The 17,155-nt window shown below is 40.4% G+C and carries 11 protein-coding genes; 9 read left to right on the top strand and 2 right to left on the bottom strand.

What is annotated here, in order from left to right; all coding sequences use genetic code 11:
- From tssD to ACTJKN_RS11125, 7 genes are all read left to right on the top strand, one after another.
- Positions 1-120 (top strand): type VI secretion system tube protein TssD (gene tssD, locus ACTJKN_RS11095; RefSeq protein WP_440825873.1); only part of this gene is annotated, 120 nt, incomplete at its 5' end.
- A gap of 89 nt (positions 121-209) precedes the next feature.
- Complete coding sequence (locus ACTJKN_RS11100; RefSeq protein WP_440824970.1) at positions 210-929, top strand: hypothetical protein; 720 nt, start codon at positions 210-212, stop codon at positions 927-929.
- Position 930: 1 nt separating this feature from the next.
- Positions 931-1,776, top strand: coding sequence for a hypothetical protein (locus ACTJKN_RS11105; protein ID WP_440824972.1), 846 nt, complete (start codon positions 931-933; stop codon positions 1,774-1,776).
- A gap of 23 nt (positions 1,777-1,799) precedes the next feature.
- The gene (locus tag ACTJKN_RS11110) at positions 1,800-3,617 is read left to right on the top strand and encodes a type VI secretion system Vgr family protein (protein WP_440824974.1); all 1,818 of its coding nucleotides are present in this window, start codon (positions 1,800-1,802) and stop codon (positions 3,615-3,617) included.
- Between the two features lie 18 nt (positions 3,618-3,635).
- Positions 3,636-4,919 carry a hypothetical protein gene (locus ACTJKN_RS11115; protein ID WP_440824976.1) on the top strand — a complete coding sequence of 428 codons (1,284 nt, stop codon included), beginning with the start codon at positions 3,636-3,638 and terminating at the stop codon, positions 4,917-4,919.
- A gap of 11 nt (positions 4,920-4,930) precedes the next feature.
- On the top strand, positions 4,931-9,517 hold the full coding sequence (locus tag ACTJKN_RS11120; protein ID WP_440824978.1) for an RHS repeat-associated core domain-containing protein: 4,587 nt from the start codon (positions 4,931-4,933) through the stop codon (positions 9,515-9,517).
- 10 nt (positions 9,518-9,527) lie between these two features.
- Positions 9,528-9,866: a hypothetical protein gene (locus tag ACTJKN_RS11125; RefSeq protein ID WP_440824979.1), complete on the top strand. Its 339-nt coding sequence runs from the start codon at positions 9,528-9,530 to the stop codon at positions 9,864-9,866.
- Positions 9,867-9,868: 2 nt separating this feature from the next.
- Here the strand turns inward: ACTJKN_RS11125 and ACTJKN_RS11130 are convergent, their stop codons facing one another.
- A complete protein-coding gene (locus tag ACTJKN_RS11130) occupies positions 9,869-10,762 on the bottom strand; it encodes a LysR family transcriptional regulator (protein ID WP_440824981.1) in 894 nt (297 codons plus the stop codon).
- Positions 10,763-10,838: 76 nt separating this feature from the next.
- Between ACTJKN_RS11130 and hutH the strand changes: the two genes are divergently transcribed.
- Both hutH and ACTJKN_RS11140 read left to right on the top strand, forming a co-directional pair.
- Positions 10,839-12,374: a histidine ammonia-lyase gene (gene hutH / locus ACTJKN_RS11135; protein WP_440824983.1), complete on the top strand. Its 1,536-nt coding sequence runs from the start codon at positions 10,839-10,841 to the stop codon at positions 12,372-12,374.
- Positions 12,375-12,393: 19 nt separating this feature from the next.
- Entirely contained in the window at positions 12,394-14,400 is a 2,007-nt protein-coding gene (locus ACTJKN_RS11140; protein WP_440824985.1) for a urocanate hydratase, read from the top strand.
- Between the two features lie 212 nt (positions 14,401-14,612).
- Here the strand turns inward: ACTJKN_RS11140 and ACTJKN_RS11145 are convergent, their stop codons facing one another.
- Positions 14,613-17,105, bottom strand: a complete 2,493-nt coding sequence (locus ACTJKN_RS11145; RefSeq protein ID WP_440824987.1) for a PAS domain S-box protein — start codon at positions 17,103-17,105, stop codon at positions 14,613-14,615.
- Positions 17,106-17,155 lie beyond the last annotated feature (50 nt).

The following is a 17,155-nucleotide window of genomic DNA, read 5'->3' on the forward strand; positions in this document are numbered from 1 at the left end:
CAGTATAACGAGGGTATTGCGGTAAACGACAATACACCAATGACTTTAAGTTTTGTGGTATCGGCCCGTAAGCTAAAGCTGGGCAATGCAGAACACGAAAATGATTGGCCTAAAGCTTAATTTTAATAAAACCGTTACGGGTTACTTGCTAAAAAGCTGGTGCTGGTAACGGTTTTTTTGCTTTAGAGGTGTGATATAAGGCGCTAATTATGGCTACTGATTTAGAATACATTAAGCTATTTAATTCCTGCACAGTTTCTCCGATAAAATCGGTTGAGATCAACCGGATTATTGATGATAAAATCATAAGCAATAAATCAAGATACCAGGCAGTAAGAAATAAACTGCTCCATTTAACTGGGTACACCTACCGAAATACTTGCTTCGTAACCGAACCCGACGATTTTTTCCTCAAAAGGAATCCAAAAATCGGCAATAGTTTTTTTAGCAGAACATTTTTAGATCATAGTGTTTTCTCTGAAAATATGGGCATTCCATGGTATTTTATTGCCTGTGTACACTATAGAGAAAGTAATGCTGACTTTACCAAACACCTGCATAATGGCGATCCGTTAAGCGGTTTTACCAGACAGCACCCTGCTAACAGGCCAAAAATTAACCACGGACCACCATTTACTTTTGAGGAAAGTGCAGTTGATGCCTTAAAACTACGTGGCCTGGATAAAGAAACAGTTTGGTCTCTGCCAAAAGTTTTGCTGCGTTTAGAGCAATACAATGGCATAGCAAAGGCCTATCAGAAAAATAATATCAACTCGCCTTATCTGTGGGGTGGTTCTAATCTTTACACTAAAGGCGGTTTTCCGAGAGATCATTTTTTTAGTCTCGATTATGTAAATAAACAAATTGGAACAGCTGTAATCTTAAAAGCTATGGAAAACAGAGGATTAATTAATATACCCAGACAATAGCATGAAAACAACAAGCATCTTATTTTTTTCTCTGATATTCCTGCTGTTTTCTTGTGGTGCAAAGCATCATGATCAGCAACCAGGTGGAATAGATGATGCTGATACTGTTGTAAAGAAGAAGATAAATGCTGGTTATGCCAAAGCAGGTTCTCTTGAGAGATTGGCTGCACAAATGATAGCCTCCAGAGAAAGTTATTTAAGCGATGGGAATACAGAGGCTGAAGAAACATTTATCAGAGCACTTGTAACGGCGTTAAAGCAGCCAAATGCCTTTGAGGATGATTTTGCCTATTTAAGAAAATATGAAATTAACCAGTTAAGCGCCGACGATCATAAACTCAGGGTGTTTTATTGGCTTTCACCATATTCCGGTTCAATGTGGCATGTGCAGAATATTATTCAGTACCTGGATGAAAATAAAGCAGTAACTGCGATTTCGTTTAACGATCTCTATCAGGATAAAGACAATGAAGGTAGCCCTACTCCCTTTTTCGAACACATATACAGCTTAAATACTTCCCCTCAAAAAACATATCTGTTTACCGGGTATGGGCAAATGAGTGGGACCGAACCTTATAGTGTTAGCCATATTTTAGTAGTTGATCATTCAAAATTCAGTATTAACAAAGCCCTGTTTAAGTTGGGTAAAACAGTTAAAACTCAATTATTCGCATCTGCAGATCTCAAGGAGGATCAAAGTAAGGAAAAACTTACTGCACAGCTGGCGATGATTTATAATACTCAAGATAAGACTATTAGTTACCCAGAGGTTACAGAAACTAAAAACGGATCCATTTTTAATGGGAAAAGAGGCGTTTTAACCTTTCGGGATGGAATGTTCAAGTAGTAATAAACTATTATTTAATCCGCATGGAAAAGAAATTAATCACCGAAATTAACATAGAAGATAAGGCAATTACCCATTTTGCCTCATTTAGCTTAAAACAAGCTTTTAATGCGCATCATTATTTCGAACTGCGGTTTAACCATGATCAAATGGGTTCACCTGGTATGATCAGTTTAAACGATAGTCGTGATTTTGTGGGTAAAACCCTTACAGCTTCCTTCGGTTATGATTCGGGCAGTTTACAAGAATTTGCTGGTTTGGTAACTAAAGTAGAATTGGCTCAGAGCCATGGCTATCATGGCGTGCTGATTGTGAGCGGTTATAGTCCAACCATCTTAATCGATCGCGGTCCCGATTTAGGTTCTTATCTCGATAAGGATTTAAATACGATTGTAAATCTTGCTACCTCGGATGTGCCTTCAAACGATATTAAAATTGTGGCAAATGCCGCTAGAAAAGACCCTATTGATTATTTGATTCAATATCGGGAGAGTGATTTTGATTTTCTGAACAGGCTTTCGGGCGAATACCATGAATGGTTTTACTATGATGGCAAACAGCTGAATTTTGGTAAACCAGATGGTCAGAAAGAAGTTGCCCTGATTTATGGGCGCGATGTGCAGAACCTGCAATATGCCATGGAAATTGCACCGATCAAAAATAAACGTTTTGCCTATAACCCCAAACAGGATGAAATGCTCCAGAGTGAAAGTAGCGGACAGAGCGATGGATCACCCGATCTGGCACATGCGATACAGGTGTCTAACGCGATGTACAGCAAAACCTTTAATCAACCTTCTCTTATCCGGGTAGATAACAACAACGATATTAAAAACCACGTACAAAACGAAGAGAAAGCACATATCAGCGATCTTTTAAAGGTGAATGCAAGTGGAGATAATGCTGCTTTAAGTATAGGAAGTATTGCTGAAATTACGATGAGCGTGAGAAAAGAACTATCTTTTTCTACAGAAAGCCTGGGCAAATTTCTCATTACCAGTATCAACCATGATATTGATGGTACAGGTAAATATTACAACACTTTCGAAGGCGTAGTAGCTACAACAGAACGCCTTTTGGTAAAAAAATATGGCAAGCCAAGCCCTGATATGCAATTAGCAGATGTAATTGACAATGCCGATCCGCAGGGGCAGGGCCGTATTAAGGTGAAATTTAAATGGGAATGTAAAACTAATGATGTAACGGAGTGGCTGCGGGTAATTACACCAGATGCAGGAAGCAGTGATAAAGTGAGCAAAAACAGGGGCTTTGTATTTATCCCCGAAATCGGTGATCAGGTAGCTTTAACTTTTGAAGAAGGAAATGTTGCCCGACCGATTGTATTAGGCTCAGTATTCCACGGCAAAAGCGGGAGCGGGGGCAGTGCCAGCAATAATAGTAAAAGTTTAACCTCTAAAAGTGGACATACCTTAACCATGGATGATGGGGCAGGTATGGTTATGCGGGATAAAGACAGCAACTTTATCGAACTGGATGGAGCAGGTAAAGCTGTTTTCGAGACTAAAGAATCAATCCTGATTAAGTGCGGTGAGAGCAGTATTTTCATGGATAAAACAGGTAAGATCATCATTAAAGGAAAAGATATTTTAACACTCGGAGAAAATATCGGAAATTCTGCCTCGATCAGTATTGGTATAGGTGTGGGACCTGAAGATGGAACACCAACTTCTGGAATCGGTATAGAATCTCAAACATTGGATATCGGTACAAAAACCCTTTCAATGAGTGGAGAAACTGAGGCGAATCTTGCATCAAAAAAGATTAATGTAGGTGGCGAAAGCGAAACCAACATTAGCAGTGGTACCATTAACCTAAACTAATTTCGACATTAAAGCTCAATGAATCCGATACAACTGGAATTATTTAAAATAGATAAACAATGGCAACAGATAGTAAGGCAACATCCATCAGAAACCTTATTTCTTTGCCTTGGCGAGCGTCACGAAGTAAATCTTTTTGAGGCTTATTTTAAATATCAGTTAACAGAAGAAAGCCGTACCGATGATATGTTTTTGCTCCATTATCAGCCGTTCGAAAGTGTAAATGATTATGGCAAGAGTTTGGTTAAAGAATGGAAGGAGGTTTTTGATTTATGGCAAAAAGATACAAGAGCAGGTGTTGTTTGGGATGCTGAATCAGGCGAAGGTGCTCAAAATTATAAAACGGATGCCTACTTGCCAGTTATGGCACTTGTAAGGTTATGTAATCTTTATCCTGGTTTAAAATTAAAGAAAATATATGTTCAGTTGGCGCCAACAAACATCAATAATGTAACTGGCCTTACTGAATGGATTAACGAGTGGTGCAGTTGTGTTAAAACTTTGGGGAGCCATAACCTTAAACTGGTTTACACTGAGCACCACATACACCGGACTTTAAAAAAATTAAAGCAGGGAACGGAGTTTAAGCTCAATATAGATGTTAGCCAGTTGATGCAAAATGCAGCAGCACATACCAACAGGGAAAAGAACGATCCTGAAAGCGATTACCAGCAACAGATACTGGTTGCGAGTAATTATTTAAGCAAAGGCAAGCATGAACAGGCCAATGCAGTTTTAGAACGGGCAATCATTATCGCTCAAAAACAAGGATTGCATGAGGCCGTAGTGGCGGCAAGGATTATGTTAGCGCAGAGTTTAGCAGTAAAAAGCAAAAAGAAAGAAGCACGCCAGCAATACGAACTGGCCTTAGCCCGTGCAGGAGAAAGCTCGTTATTGAGTGCACACATCCACATGAGTTATGGAAGTTTTCTGTTGGCACACTCAGGTAAAGATGAAGCCAAAAAGTATTTTGAAAAGGCAATTAAAATTGCAGAAGTTATTGAGAATGATTTTATAGCGATGGAATGTACCCGCTTACTTGGCCAACTTTCTGAGAGCAAAATAACCGGCTCTGCAAAAGCAATGAGTTATTATTTAAAGTGTTTGGAAATTGCCAGGAGAATGCCGGTTGAAAAACGACGACAAAGTTCTATGGCTTATACCGCATCGATCATCTTAAAAAAATATGGTGAGGAAAGCCCTGAAGGCAAAAAATTAGATATGGATATGCGACAGGATTACGGAGAAGACTGGAAATCAATGGCCGAAGTACCAAAAAATCACGCCAATCCATTATCATAAAAAATATACGGATGAAAAAAGTAAAAGCGAGTAAACCGAATATGTCTACCGATAGGTCTATCAGCCTGTCTGCAAGCTTAACTAAAGCCGAACCAAAAGCAGTTGGCGGTGGTGGAGGTGTTGCCCCTGGAAGTAACCCACCTGCGGCAAAAAGTTCGTTAAAGCTTTTAAAAGCCAAAAAGCCTGCAATGGCCAATACTGCTGTACAACATGTTAGCAAACATTTTGATGTGGTATTGGCAATCGATTTTCACTGGACAACCATTCCCATTCCGCCATCATTTGGCTTTATTCCTTTGCCTTTGCCTCACCCTTTTATCGGGATGGTGTTCGATCCGATGGATTACCTGCGTTTTAGCATTCCCATTCCAAAATTTGCACAGGGTTTAATCGGTGCGGCCAGTATCCCTATGGGCGGCTCTATTTATGTACATGGCCGCCATAAGGCCACTACCACCACTTCGGTGATGGGCGTTTTACTCCCGTTTCGGCATATCAGTTCCATTCCTGTTTATTTTATTGTAAACATACCTGGTTCGCCACACGAGGGCGAGGTATACTGGGGTTCTACTACTGTAAAAGGGCAAGGTTCGGAAATGAGCGGCTCTAATCCTGGCCAGGTGCTTACCTGCTGGTGCCCACCAATGGGTTTAAAACCCCTTCCTACGGTGCCTGGTAAATTGAAGAAAAACCCATTGGCCTATTTCGCTTTTTACAGCGATTTACTGAGTATGTATGTACAGATTAATACTGGAAAACCCGTGTTGGTTGGTGGTACATTTGCGCCCCATAATTATACACTGAAAGAGTATTTGATGCGTTTTGCGGCCATTGGTATTATGAGGGGACTCACGAAATTGGGAAGTGCCTTATCCAAAGCGGCCTTAAAAGGTGTCAACAAAGTATTACGGGGGCTTTTTAAGAATAATCCCATATCGAAAAAACTTTGCCATTGGGGCCTGGAGCCTGTTAATTTTGTTACTGGGGCTATGTTTTTCGAGTGGACTGATTTCGAATTGCCAGCAGGGCAAGCACTGGCTTGGAATAATGTATGGCGTAGCGATAAGCCATATGCGGGCATGTTGGGCAACCAGGTGTATAATAATTATGACCTTTATATTTACCCTGATCCTGACGCCGGAATTGTGGGTTTTAGCCACCCAAAAGAAAATATGGTGATGCCTTTGCCCTATATCGAACCGTATTCAGGCAAACAGTACGATCGTGCACAAAAAATCTGGATGGAACGGCCTGATGAAAACACCTGGATACTTACCATCAATCAGGATATTTATACTTATATCCTTTTTAGTGGTGGCGCCGATGGAGATATTTATCGGATTAACCAGATTGAATATACCAGCGGTAACAACCTGAGCTTTTATTATCAGAAACAACTTTTAGCACGCATTGTAGAAAATTCTGGTCGTGTACTCGAGATGCAGCACAATGAGGCAGGTACGGCAATTAAAGCAGTTTATTATCATTATAAGAACACCAGCGATCTGTTGGTGAGTTACGATTACGATCAACGCGGCAATATGATCAAAGTATACGATCGGGCGGGTAAAGCCATCAGCTTTGAGTACGATGCACACAATCGTGTAGTGAAAAGAACCAACCGTAATGGGATGGCTTATTTCTGGCATTATGATGAAGAAGGCCGTGTAATCCATACCGAAGGTAGAGATGGTTTTATGAGTGGATCGATAAGCTATTTTCCAGAAGAAGGGTATAACGAAGTATATTATCGTGATGGTAAGATAGAACGATATTATTATGATGAAAATGACCTGGTGTACAAAAAAGTGGATGCCATGGGTGGCGAAACCTGGTATGAACACGATCGTTATAATGAAGAGAAGATGGTTTCCAGCCCTGAGGGTAGGGTGATTGGCTACGAATACGATGATAGGGGCAATATCACTACTTATCATACCGCAGATGGCGAGCAATACCATTATGCATATGATGAAAACAATAACCTGATTTTGCGGAGCGATCCTGCAGGAGCAAATGAAACCTGGTTGTATAACGAGCAGAACCAATTGCTTAAACATGTGCAAAAAGATGACCGTATAGTCGATTTTTATTATATCGAAGGACAGAAATTACCAGTGTTTTGTCGCGATAATAATGGCCATGAAGTCCATTGGACTTATAACAGTTTAAACCAATTGATTGAATCGGTTTCGAGCGAGGGCAACAGTCGTCGCTGGACTTACGATGATTATGGGCGACTCATCCGCTTTAGTCCGGATGGTGATCAAACTGCGATTTGGGAACGTGATGAGATGGGCCGCGTAACCCTTGTAAAAGATTTTGGAGAAGAGGCCTTGCGTTTTGAGTACGACGCCTATGATCTTCCGGTTTACGCCACCGATGGGCGCGAAGAATGGCACATGAACTATACGCCTATGGGTAGTCTGAAAACACAAAAAAGAAGTAGTCATTTATCCCGCCAAAATATTCAGACGCTTCATTTTACCTATGACAAATGGGAAAATTTAAAAGCTATTACCAACGAAAAAGGCGAAGAGTATACCTTTTTAAGGGACGCGAATGATGATGTGGTGAAAGAAATTGCCTTTGACGGACAAGAGCAACAATATGTCCGTAACCAGGACGGGCAGATTATTAAAACGATACAGGCCGATGGCAAGGCCATTTACCATAATTACGATCTGAGCGGCCGTTTGGTATACAGTAGGTATGAAGATGGTACCTACGAAGCCTTTCAATACAATAAACTCGGTTTACTCATTGCTGCAGAGAACGAACTTTCTTTAGTTAGTTTTAACCGGAACCCGTTGGGTATGATTACCCAGGAGATACAGGATGGCTACCAGATTAATTACCAATATGATGTTTTTGGCAATTTGATTAGTTTAAAAAGTTCATTAGGGGCCGATATTAAATACAGTTATGATGAAACAGGTTACCTGAATGGCATCGCAGCTCAAAGTGACGAATCAGCCGAATGGGCTGCAACCATTGGCCGCAACAAAAAAGGACAGGAAACCAGCCGAAGTTTAAGTGGTGGAGTAAAAGCTACTTTCGATTACGACCACGAAGGGCACCCTATTAGTCAAAAAGTTGAAGCCAGCCGATCCATCACAGCATTTAAACAATATACCTGGGGGCCAAACGATAAACTGAATAGTTGCTTAAATAGCATAACTGGTGGCAGCATCGATTACAGATACGATACTTTTGGAAGTCTTTCTTCGGCAAGTTATAGTGATGATGGTAAAGTGATCTATAAAAATCCCGATGAAACAGGGAACTTATATAGAACAGCAGATCGGAGCGACAGGCGTTACGATAAAGGTAGCAAACTACTTAAAGACAATCAATGGTACTACCGTTACGATGCTAAAGGTAACTTGGTGCAAAAAAGCAAGCGTAATATTATCGGTCTGGCGAAAGAAGAAGCTGCGGAACCAGAAGAGAGTGGTTTATTTGACAAAAAATTACACTGGGGAATGGCTGATCCTGATATTCCCAAAGCTGAGATGATGGCTATCCTGGCTGATGCTGAATCCGATTTACCAGAGTGGAAAGAAGGCGACTGGGCTTACGCCTGGGCGGCTAATGGCATGATGAAGGCCGTTAAAAATCCAAATGGCGAGATCATCAGTTTTGAATACGATGCCTTAGGTAGGAGGAAAGCTAAAATTGTTAAAAATACAGTCTACCGGTATCTATGGGATGGTAATTTACTGCTACATGAGTGGAATTACCCTTTAAGCGAACGGCCAAATTTGGTGGTTAACGAACACGGCCTCCTCAGCTACGATAAAATTGAACCGCTGGGCAACGATTTAATTACCTGGGTATACGATCAACATAAATTTACCCCAAGTGCCAAAATTGTCAATGGCCAGTATTATTCTATTATCAGCGATTATTTGGGAACACCTGTGCAGGCTTATGATGGTGTAGGAAAAAAAGTGTGGGACTGCGAACTTGATATTTATGGAAAAATACGTAAACTTAGCGGTGATAGCGGATTTGTGCCATTTAGGTATCAGGGGCAATATGAGGATGTAGAAACGGGGCTGTATTATAATAGGTTTAGGTATTATGATCCGGAGATTGGGAGTTATGTAAGTAAAGATCCGATAGGCCTAATGGGAGGGGGTAACCTATTTAGATATGTACACGATTCAAATTTAATGATCGATCCGGGTGGATTGGAAGAAGTTGTTGGCGCCCTCTTTGAAATGCAAGGTCAGGTTTTTCAAGGTACAAACCCAACAAATCGTGTACCGAGAATCAATGCAGATATCCCGGAACTTAAACATACTGGGTTTGTCAATTCAAATGAATTTAGTATGCATGCCGAAATAGATGCCATGAATCAAGCTAAAAAAGCTGGATTATATGGTGGTAAAGGAGTGTTAGTGGTTGATGGGCTTGATGTTTGTCCAAATTGTAGGCCTGCAATACTTGAATATGCAAGATCAATTGGAATAACAGACTTAGAAGTACATGAGCTGAGTTCTGGAAAGGTATTTAAATTTCAAGGGGACGATATAAACATGGTGAAAAATGGAGGTAAATCATGGAAAAAAGCAGAAATAAGTTGTCATTAAAAAGAAAAAAATGGTATTTAAATTTAACACAATAACCTATAGTGATCCTGAAAATTGGGATGAATTTATCCAAATAACTTTTGTCTCGGATGACAATAAGTATTTATCACTGTCTTCAATTTTATATGAAGAAGAAATTAACATTGAATTAAACGATCAAACAAAATATTTACAGTTTTTCAAAAGCAATTTTAGCTATGATATTGAAGAAAAATTAATTTTAAAAATTCGGGAAATTAATAAGGGTACAATTCAGGATACCTTATTTGAAATAGAATCTACAACCAACTATGATGGTGAATATCTTTTAAAGGCACTCGGTGTTTTATCAGCGTATGTAGAAGAATGATTTTAAATCTTATCTTTTAACAACAGTTTGATCACATTTTTTAACGCCGGGTTCCGGTTAGATTCTTTCCAGATCATATAGAGCTCCGTTCTTTGGGGGATATGGGTAAGCTCTACAAACTTTACGTTTTCCTGATAGCCGTATTGCAGGGCTGTTGGTACAATGGCAATGCCCAAACCTTCTTCTACCAGTTTGTAAATGGTGAGTGCATTGACTGATTTGTGGTAGGTGTTGGGTTTAAAGCCGTGATCTTCACAAATGCTCATCATCAGGTCGTAATAGAATGGACTGTCATCACTTGAGAAAAAGATAAAGGGTTCATTGCCCAATTTTTTTACCGCTTCAAATGATGCTTTTTTCATGGGGTGGCTTTTAGGCAATACCAGCGAAAAAGTATCCAGATGGATCATGTGTTTAGAAATACCCGGTTTAAACTGTTGCATCCTCACAAAGCCCACGTCGAGCATATCTTTTTTCAATAGTTCGATCTGTAACTTATTGGACATTTCGTCCAGATTGGTTCTTATTTCTGGAAAATCTTTGTTGAGTTTAAAAATAACTTCAGGTACGATTTTCTGTGCTGCTGAGCCTAAAAAACCAATGCGAAGTTCGCCTTGTTTGCCTTCATTAATACTGCTGATCTGTTTTTTAATGTTTTCGATATGGCCAAACAGAAAATCTACCTCATCTTTAAGATAACGACCTGCTTCCGTAAGCTCTACTTTTTTCTTATTACGATCGAACAATGGGGCGTTAAAAATTTCCTCCATCTGTTTAATCTGCCTGCTTAGGCCTGGTTGTGAAATAAAAAGGCGGTCTGCAGCTTTTCTAAACTTCAGTTCCTCGGCCAAAACCTGAAAATATTTTAAGTGCCTAAGTTCTATCTGATAACCCATGGTTATTACATGATGATGTAATTGGTATTTATAGGTATCAAATATAGGGCTTATTTTTGTTTAAAACCTTTTTAACATGAGCGAGCAACAGATTTTTAATTATGGAACAGATCATTTAACCGCTAAACTAGCCTTGGCGATTAGCAATGGTGAGATAAAAGGCATATTGAGCCAGAGTACCCGCGATAAAGTGCTGGAAAGTAGCGAGGTAGTTGAACGGATAGCGGTTTCAGGTAAAGCCGTTTACGGCATCAATACTGGTTTTGGACCACTGTGTACCTCCATGATTTCGGCAGTTGATACCCGTAAACTACAAGAGAATATTTTAAAAAGTCATGCTGTAGGCGTTGGAGAGCCGATAGATAGTGAAATATCAAAGCTGATGTTGGTTTTAAAACTACAGGCTTTAGCGCAGGGATATTCAGGTATTAAAATCGAAACACTCGATCGAATGATCTGGTTTTTAGAAATCGGCGCTACACCTGTAGTACCCAAACAAGGTTCTGTTGGCGCTTCTGGCGATCTTGCTCCTTTATCTCACCTCTTTTTGCCTTTAATTGGCTTAGGAAAGGTTCATTATAAAGACAAAATTATTGCTACAGCTCAGCTTTTAGAAGAATATCAGATGAATCCGCTGCAGTTGGGTCCAAAAGAAGGCCTGGCACTCATTAACGGCACCCAGTTTATTGCAGCACACGCCGTTAAAGTGGTACAGCGATTAGAAAATGTGCTGGCTTCTGCTAATATCATTTCGGCGATGATGATTGAAGGATTACAAGGCTCTGAAAAGCCTTTTCATGCACAGCTTCACCAGCTTAGGCCTTATCCGGCAAACATAGCGGTGGCGGAGCAAGTACGTAAATTGTTGCAAGGTTCTGAAATTATGAAATCGCATGCCGATTGTGCCAAAGTACAGGATCCATATTCGTTAAGGTGTATTCCACAAGTGCATGGCGCTTCAAGAACGGCATGGATGCATTTAAAAGAAGCTTTAGAAATCGAACTGAATTCGGTAACCGATAACCCTGTAATATTTAATGATGATTTAACGATCAGCGGTGGTAATTTTCATGGTCAGCCATTGGCCTTACCGCTCGATTATGCCTGTTTAGCCGCTTCAGAAATCGGAAACATCAGCGATCGTAGGATTTATCTTTCCCTGGAAGGAAATACGCCAGGCGTACCTAAACTCCTGATGAAAGAAACCGGATTAAATTCGGGTTTTATGATTGTTCAATATACCTCTGCTGCTTTGGCCAGCGAAAATAAAGGACTTTGTTTTCCGGCCAGTGCCGATAGTATTCCAACGTCTTTAGGTCAGGAAGATCATGTGAGTATGGGTTCAATCAGCGGACGTAAAGCCTTGCAGGTGATCGAAAACGTAGAGAAAATCCTGGGTATCGAGCTGTTCTGTGCCGCACAGGCTATTGATTATCACCATCCATTAAAACCTGGCAAAATATTGGCTGCGGTACACGATTTTGTGCGTACTGAAATTGATCATTTTGAAGAAGATCAGATTATGTATGATAGGATGGAGAATGCCATTAAAATGGTACAAAAAGGTGAAATTGTTGCCATTGCAAGCGAGGCAGAATCAACATTGAATTAAGCATTTAAAATTGCAAAACATGGATTTTAAAGTACAGATACTGGCAGGTATTCCTTCAACATTGCCTGCACACAAAAACAGAAATATAGCACTAAGCCATGCGCCTGTAAGGAAGGATGTTTTAAATGCAGATGAAAAAAAACTGAGCATTAAAAATGCTTTGCGTTATTTCCCAAAAGAATGGCACCAAACACTTGCGCAGGAATTTTTAGCTGAACTGGAAAACTACGGGCACATTTATATGTACCGTTTTATGCCCGATTATACCATTTATGCAAGAGACATAACCGCATATCCCTGTCGTACTGTTCATGCTGCAGCAATTATGCTCATGATCCAGAACAATTTAGATCCCGCAATTGCACAGCATCCTGAAGAGCTGATTACCTATGGTGGAAACGGAAGTGTATTCCAAAATTGGGCACAATATCTCTTAACCATGCAATACCTGGCTATAATGACCGATCAGCAAACGCTGAATATTTATAGCGGGCATCCACAGGGCCTATTCCCGTCAAGTACTGCTGCACCTCGGGTAGTGGTAACCAATGGGATGATGGTGCCGAATTATTCTTCACCTGACGATCTTGAAAAGTTTAATGCTTTAGGGGTAACCCAATACGGCCAGATGACGGCAGGTTCGTACATGTATATAGGGCCACAGGGCATTGTTCATGGCACGGCCATTACCTTAATGAATGCTTTCCGCAAAAAGGGTTTTTATGGACAGGGCACTGCCGGTAAAATTTTTCTTACTGCAGGATTAGGTGGTATGAGTGGCGCACAAACCAAGGCGGGCAATATTGTAGGCTGTATTACGGTGTGTGCAGAGGTAAATCCAAAGGCTGCAACCAAAAGGCATCAACAAGGCTGGGTAGATGAGCTGATCGATAATTTAGATGAATTGGTTAAACGTGTAATACTTGCCCAAAAAGGAAAAGAAACGGTGTCTCTGGCATACATTGGCAATATCGTTGATGTTTGGGAACGGTTTGATCAAGAAAATATTGAAGTGGCCATTGGTTCTGATCAAACTTCACTGCATAATCCATATTCTGGAGGCTATTATCCGGTAGGTTTAAGTTTTGTTGCGGCAAATGAAATGATGGCCCATGCAGCTGATCGGTTTAAAATTGATGTGCAGGATTCGTTAAAAAGGCATGCCGCCAGTATTAACAAACATACAGCCAAGGGAACTTATTTTTTCGATTATGGAAATGCCTTTTTGTTGGAGTGTAGCAGGGCTGGTGCTGATGTAATGTCGCCAAACGGGGTAGATTTTAAATATCCATCTTATGTAGAAGACATTTTAGGTCCATTGTGTTTCGATTACGGTTTTGGTCCATTTAGGTGGGTTTGTGCCTCAGGTAATGAGAAGGATCTCGATTTAACCGATCAAATGGCTAAAGAGGTGATGGAAGAGATTAAACTTAATGCCCCGGTAGAAATACAGCAACAATTGCAGGATAATATCGATTGGATCAGCGCGGCAAAGGAAAATAAACTTGTGGTAGGCTCAAAAGCGCGGATTTTATATGCTGATGCTGAAGGAAGGGCAAAGATTGCGCTGAGGTTTAACGAAGCGATTAATACCGGCCAATTATCGGCGCCAGTTATTCTTGGGAGAGATCATCATGATGTAAGCGGAACGGATTCTCCATTTAGAGAAACCAGCAATATTTACGATGGAAGCAGGTTTACGGCAGATATGGCTATTCATAATGTAATTGGCGATAGTTTTAGGGGCGCCACATGGGTTTCGATCCACAATGGTGGTGGCGTTGGCTGGGGAGAAGTAATAAATGGTGGCTTCGGGATGGTATTGGATGGAAGCGAACAAGCTGCTGAAAAACTACAAAACATGCTTTTTTATGATGTAAACAACGGCATTGCCAGAAGAAGCTGGGCACGAAATAAAGAAGCCCGCTTTGCTATCGAACGTGAAATGGAACGGACTGGTACTTTAAAAATTACACTGCCAAATTTGGTTGATGATGGGGTATTGGAGGGATTGGGGATAGATTAAGGTTTTACAAAAGAAAAACGCCTTTTTGTCATTCTGAACGCAGTGAAGAATCTTTTCATGTAACAGCACATACAGAAGAGAAAGATTCTTCGTTTCACTCAGAATGACAAAAAAATATAGATCGTGCAAATTCCGTAACGACCATTTTTCCAGAAAAAACTTAGCTCACTTTGCGAAAACCTTAGTGATCTTTGCGGTAAAAACTGTGCTAATTAACCCAATGGCAAAGTAAAATAAAAAACGGAACCCTTACCTTCCTCGCTTTCTGCCCATATCCGGCCGCCATGTCTTTCAATAATTTCGGCGCTTAAGTAAAGTCCGATTCCAAAACCAGAAATGGTGTGATTACCCTGCACGCGGTAATAACGTTCGAAAAGTTTATCAATATCTTCAGGCTTTATACCTATTCCCTCATCTTTAATCTGAATTTCAACTTCAGTATGGTGCAATTTGCAGTTAATCTCGATGCGTGTACCATTGTCTGAGTATTTTAAGCCATTGCTGATCAGGTTAGAAATCACATTCCCGATTTTATTCCTATCAGCATTAATGTTAACCTCGCATGTTGGGTTTAATATAATTTGATGCGAAGATTGTGATACATAAGTTTCTTCGATGGTTTCTTTCAGCAGTTCACTTAAGCTAAAGTTTGTTTTTTCAATAAGCAGCTTGCCCGATTCTAAACGCGATACATTTAAGAAACCATTAATCATGGCGGTCATTTTCCTGATCTGGCTGTGCGCTTTATCTAAAGCGATAATGGCATAATTATCTTCATCTTTTTTTGCTTTGCGCTGCAAAACCTGCACAAAACCATTAATTGCCGTTAGCGGTGTTTTTAACTCGTGACTAACCATTCCGATGAAGTCGTTTTTTCGAAGCTCATCTAATTTTTGCTCCGTAATATCGATGAAAAGGCCAGAATACTCTGTAGGATCTCCATGTTGGTCTAAAAATACACGCCCGGTTGCTCTAACCCATTTTTCCTGCCCATCGATTAAATTGTTAATCGGGTATTCCATATCGCTGGGTGAATGGTTTTTCATGGCATTATCGAGTGCCGAAAAAAGCATGTTATGGTAATCCGGATTCACGGCCTTCATAATCATATCCATTTCTGCTGGTTTATCCAAAGGCAAGCCCAGCAATTCCTTAACAAAGCTCGACATGGTAACTTCAAATGTTTTCGGATTGATGCTCCAGGTACCCATTCTGCCCGTTTCTATAGCCTGTCTGAGTTTTTCTTCACTGTCTGATAGTTTGTTGGTATACTTGATCAGGTCATCATGCGTTTTAGCAAGTTCTTCATTTGTAGTGGCCAGCTCTTCGTTTGCTGCTGCCATCTCCATATTTATGCCTTGCAGTTCTTCCTGATAAAGTTTTCGCTCTGTAATATCAGGACTTACCGTAGCAATGGCAACTATTTCATCGGTTTCATTTCGAATGGCAAAGCCATTCCATTCAATCCAAAAAGGATTCCCTGTTTCTTCATTCCAGAATCGAATCTCCTGTCTGAAGGTATTGTTCTTTAAAATTCCTGGTAGAATTTTCTCCGCCATTAATCGATCCTCAGGAAAAACACAATCTAAGATTGTTCTGTTCGAAATGCCAGACCAACCTAGTTTTTGTAAAGCGGCAGGATTTAAGTACTGGATTGACATATCCAATTCGGCAACGCCTATAAATTCTGAACTGGCCTCTATAAGTTTGTTCAGGTTAAGTCGCTCTATTTCAATTAATTTTCGTTCTGTAATGTCAATGCAGGAGCTAATGTAACCAGCAAATGAGCCATCGGCATGAAAACGTGGAGGGCCGCTAGCAAGCAACCATCTGTAACCGCCTTTTTTGGTGAGTATTCTAAATTCGCCGGTAAAAGATTTTTTTTCGGCAAGGGCTGAGAGGTAAATATTTACATATCTATCGTGGTCTTCGGGGTGAATTAAATCTGTCCAGCCAAAATCGAGCAGGTCTTTCATCGATCGGCCCGTGAGTTTTACCCACGATTTATTAAAATAAACGGCATTTCCACTTTCATCAGCAACAGCAATAAAAATATCGGTTCCTTCTGCCATGGTCCTAAAACGCTTTTCGCTTTCCGAAAGCTGGTTAAAGCGCTCAACAACCCTTAATTCCAGTTCGTTGTTTAAAATGTGCAGTGTTTCTTGTGTTTCCTGGAGTTCTTCATTGGTGGCCACAAGCTCTTCATTGGTTGTGGCAAGTTCTTCTACTGTTGCCGCCAGTTCTTCATTTAAAGTTTGCTCACGTTGTAACGCCTCTTCTCTTTCAAGCGCTTGTTCTACAGCCTGCTGTCTCAGTACCCGCTCGCTTACATCAATTGCCGTATGTAAAATGCAGATGGTTTTACCTGCATTGTTTTTTATAGCCCGGTATTCAAAATCAAAATAAAATGTTTGCAGTTTACCGTCGATCACCAAATCCGCTGCGGTATCTTTTCCTGAGATAACTAAGCCTTCTAACCAAACTTTCCTGAACATCTCAATAAAAGGCTGTCCTTTTAACTCCGGTAAGGCGTCTTCAAGCGATTTTCCGATTATACTTCTGTCTTTCCCCCAGATTTTGAGCATGGCATCATTAGCCGCTTGAATTACAGCCGTTTCGCCAACATGAACGGCTGTGGCCGTATGGGTCAAATTAAAAACTTCTAATAATTGATCGCTACTTAATAGGTGATTAGGATAACTCATTATGGAAGCTTAAAGTATTATCTGAAATAATTATTTATCTATTGTCCAAA

It is taken from the genome of Pedobacter sp. 22163 (assembly GCF_052045595.1).
In the GTDB taxonomy this organism is placed as follows: domain Bacteria; phylum Bacteroidota; class Bacteroidia; order Sphingobacteriales; family Sphingobacteriaceae; genus Pedobacter.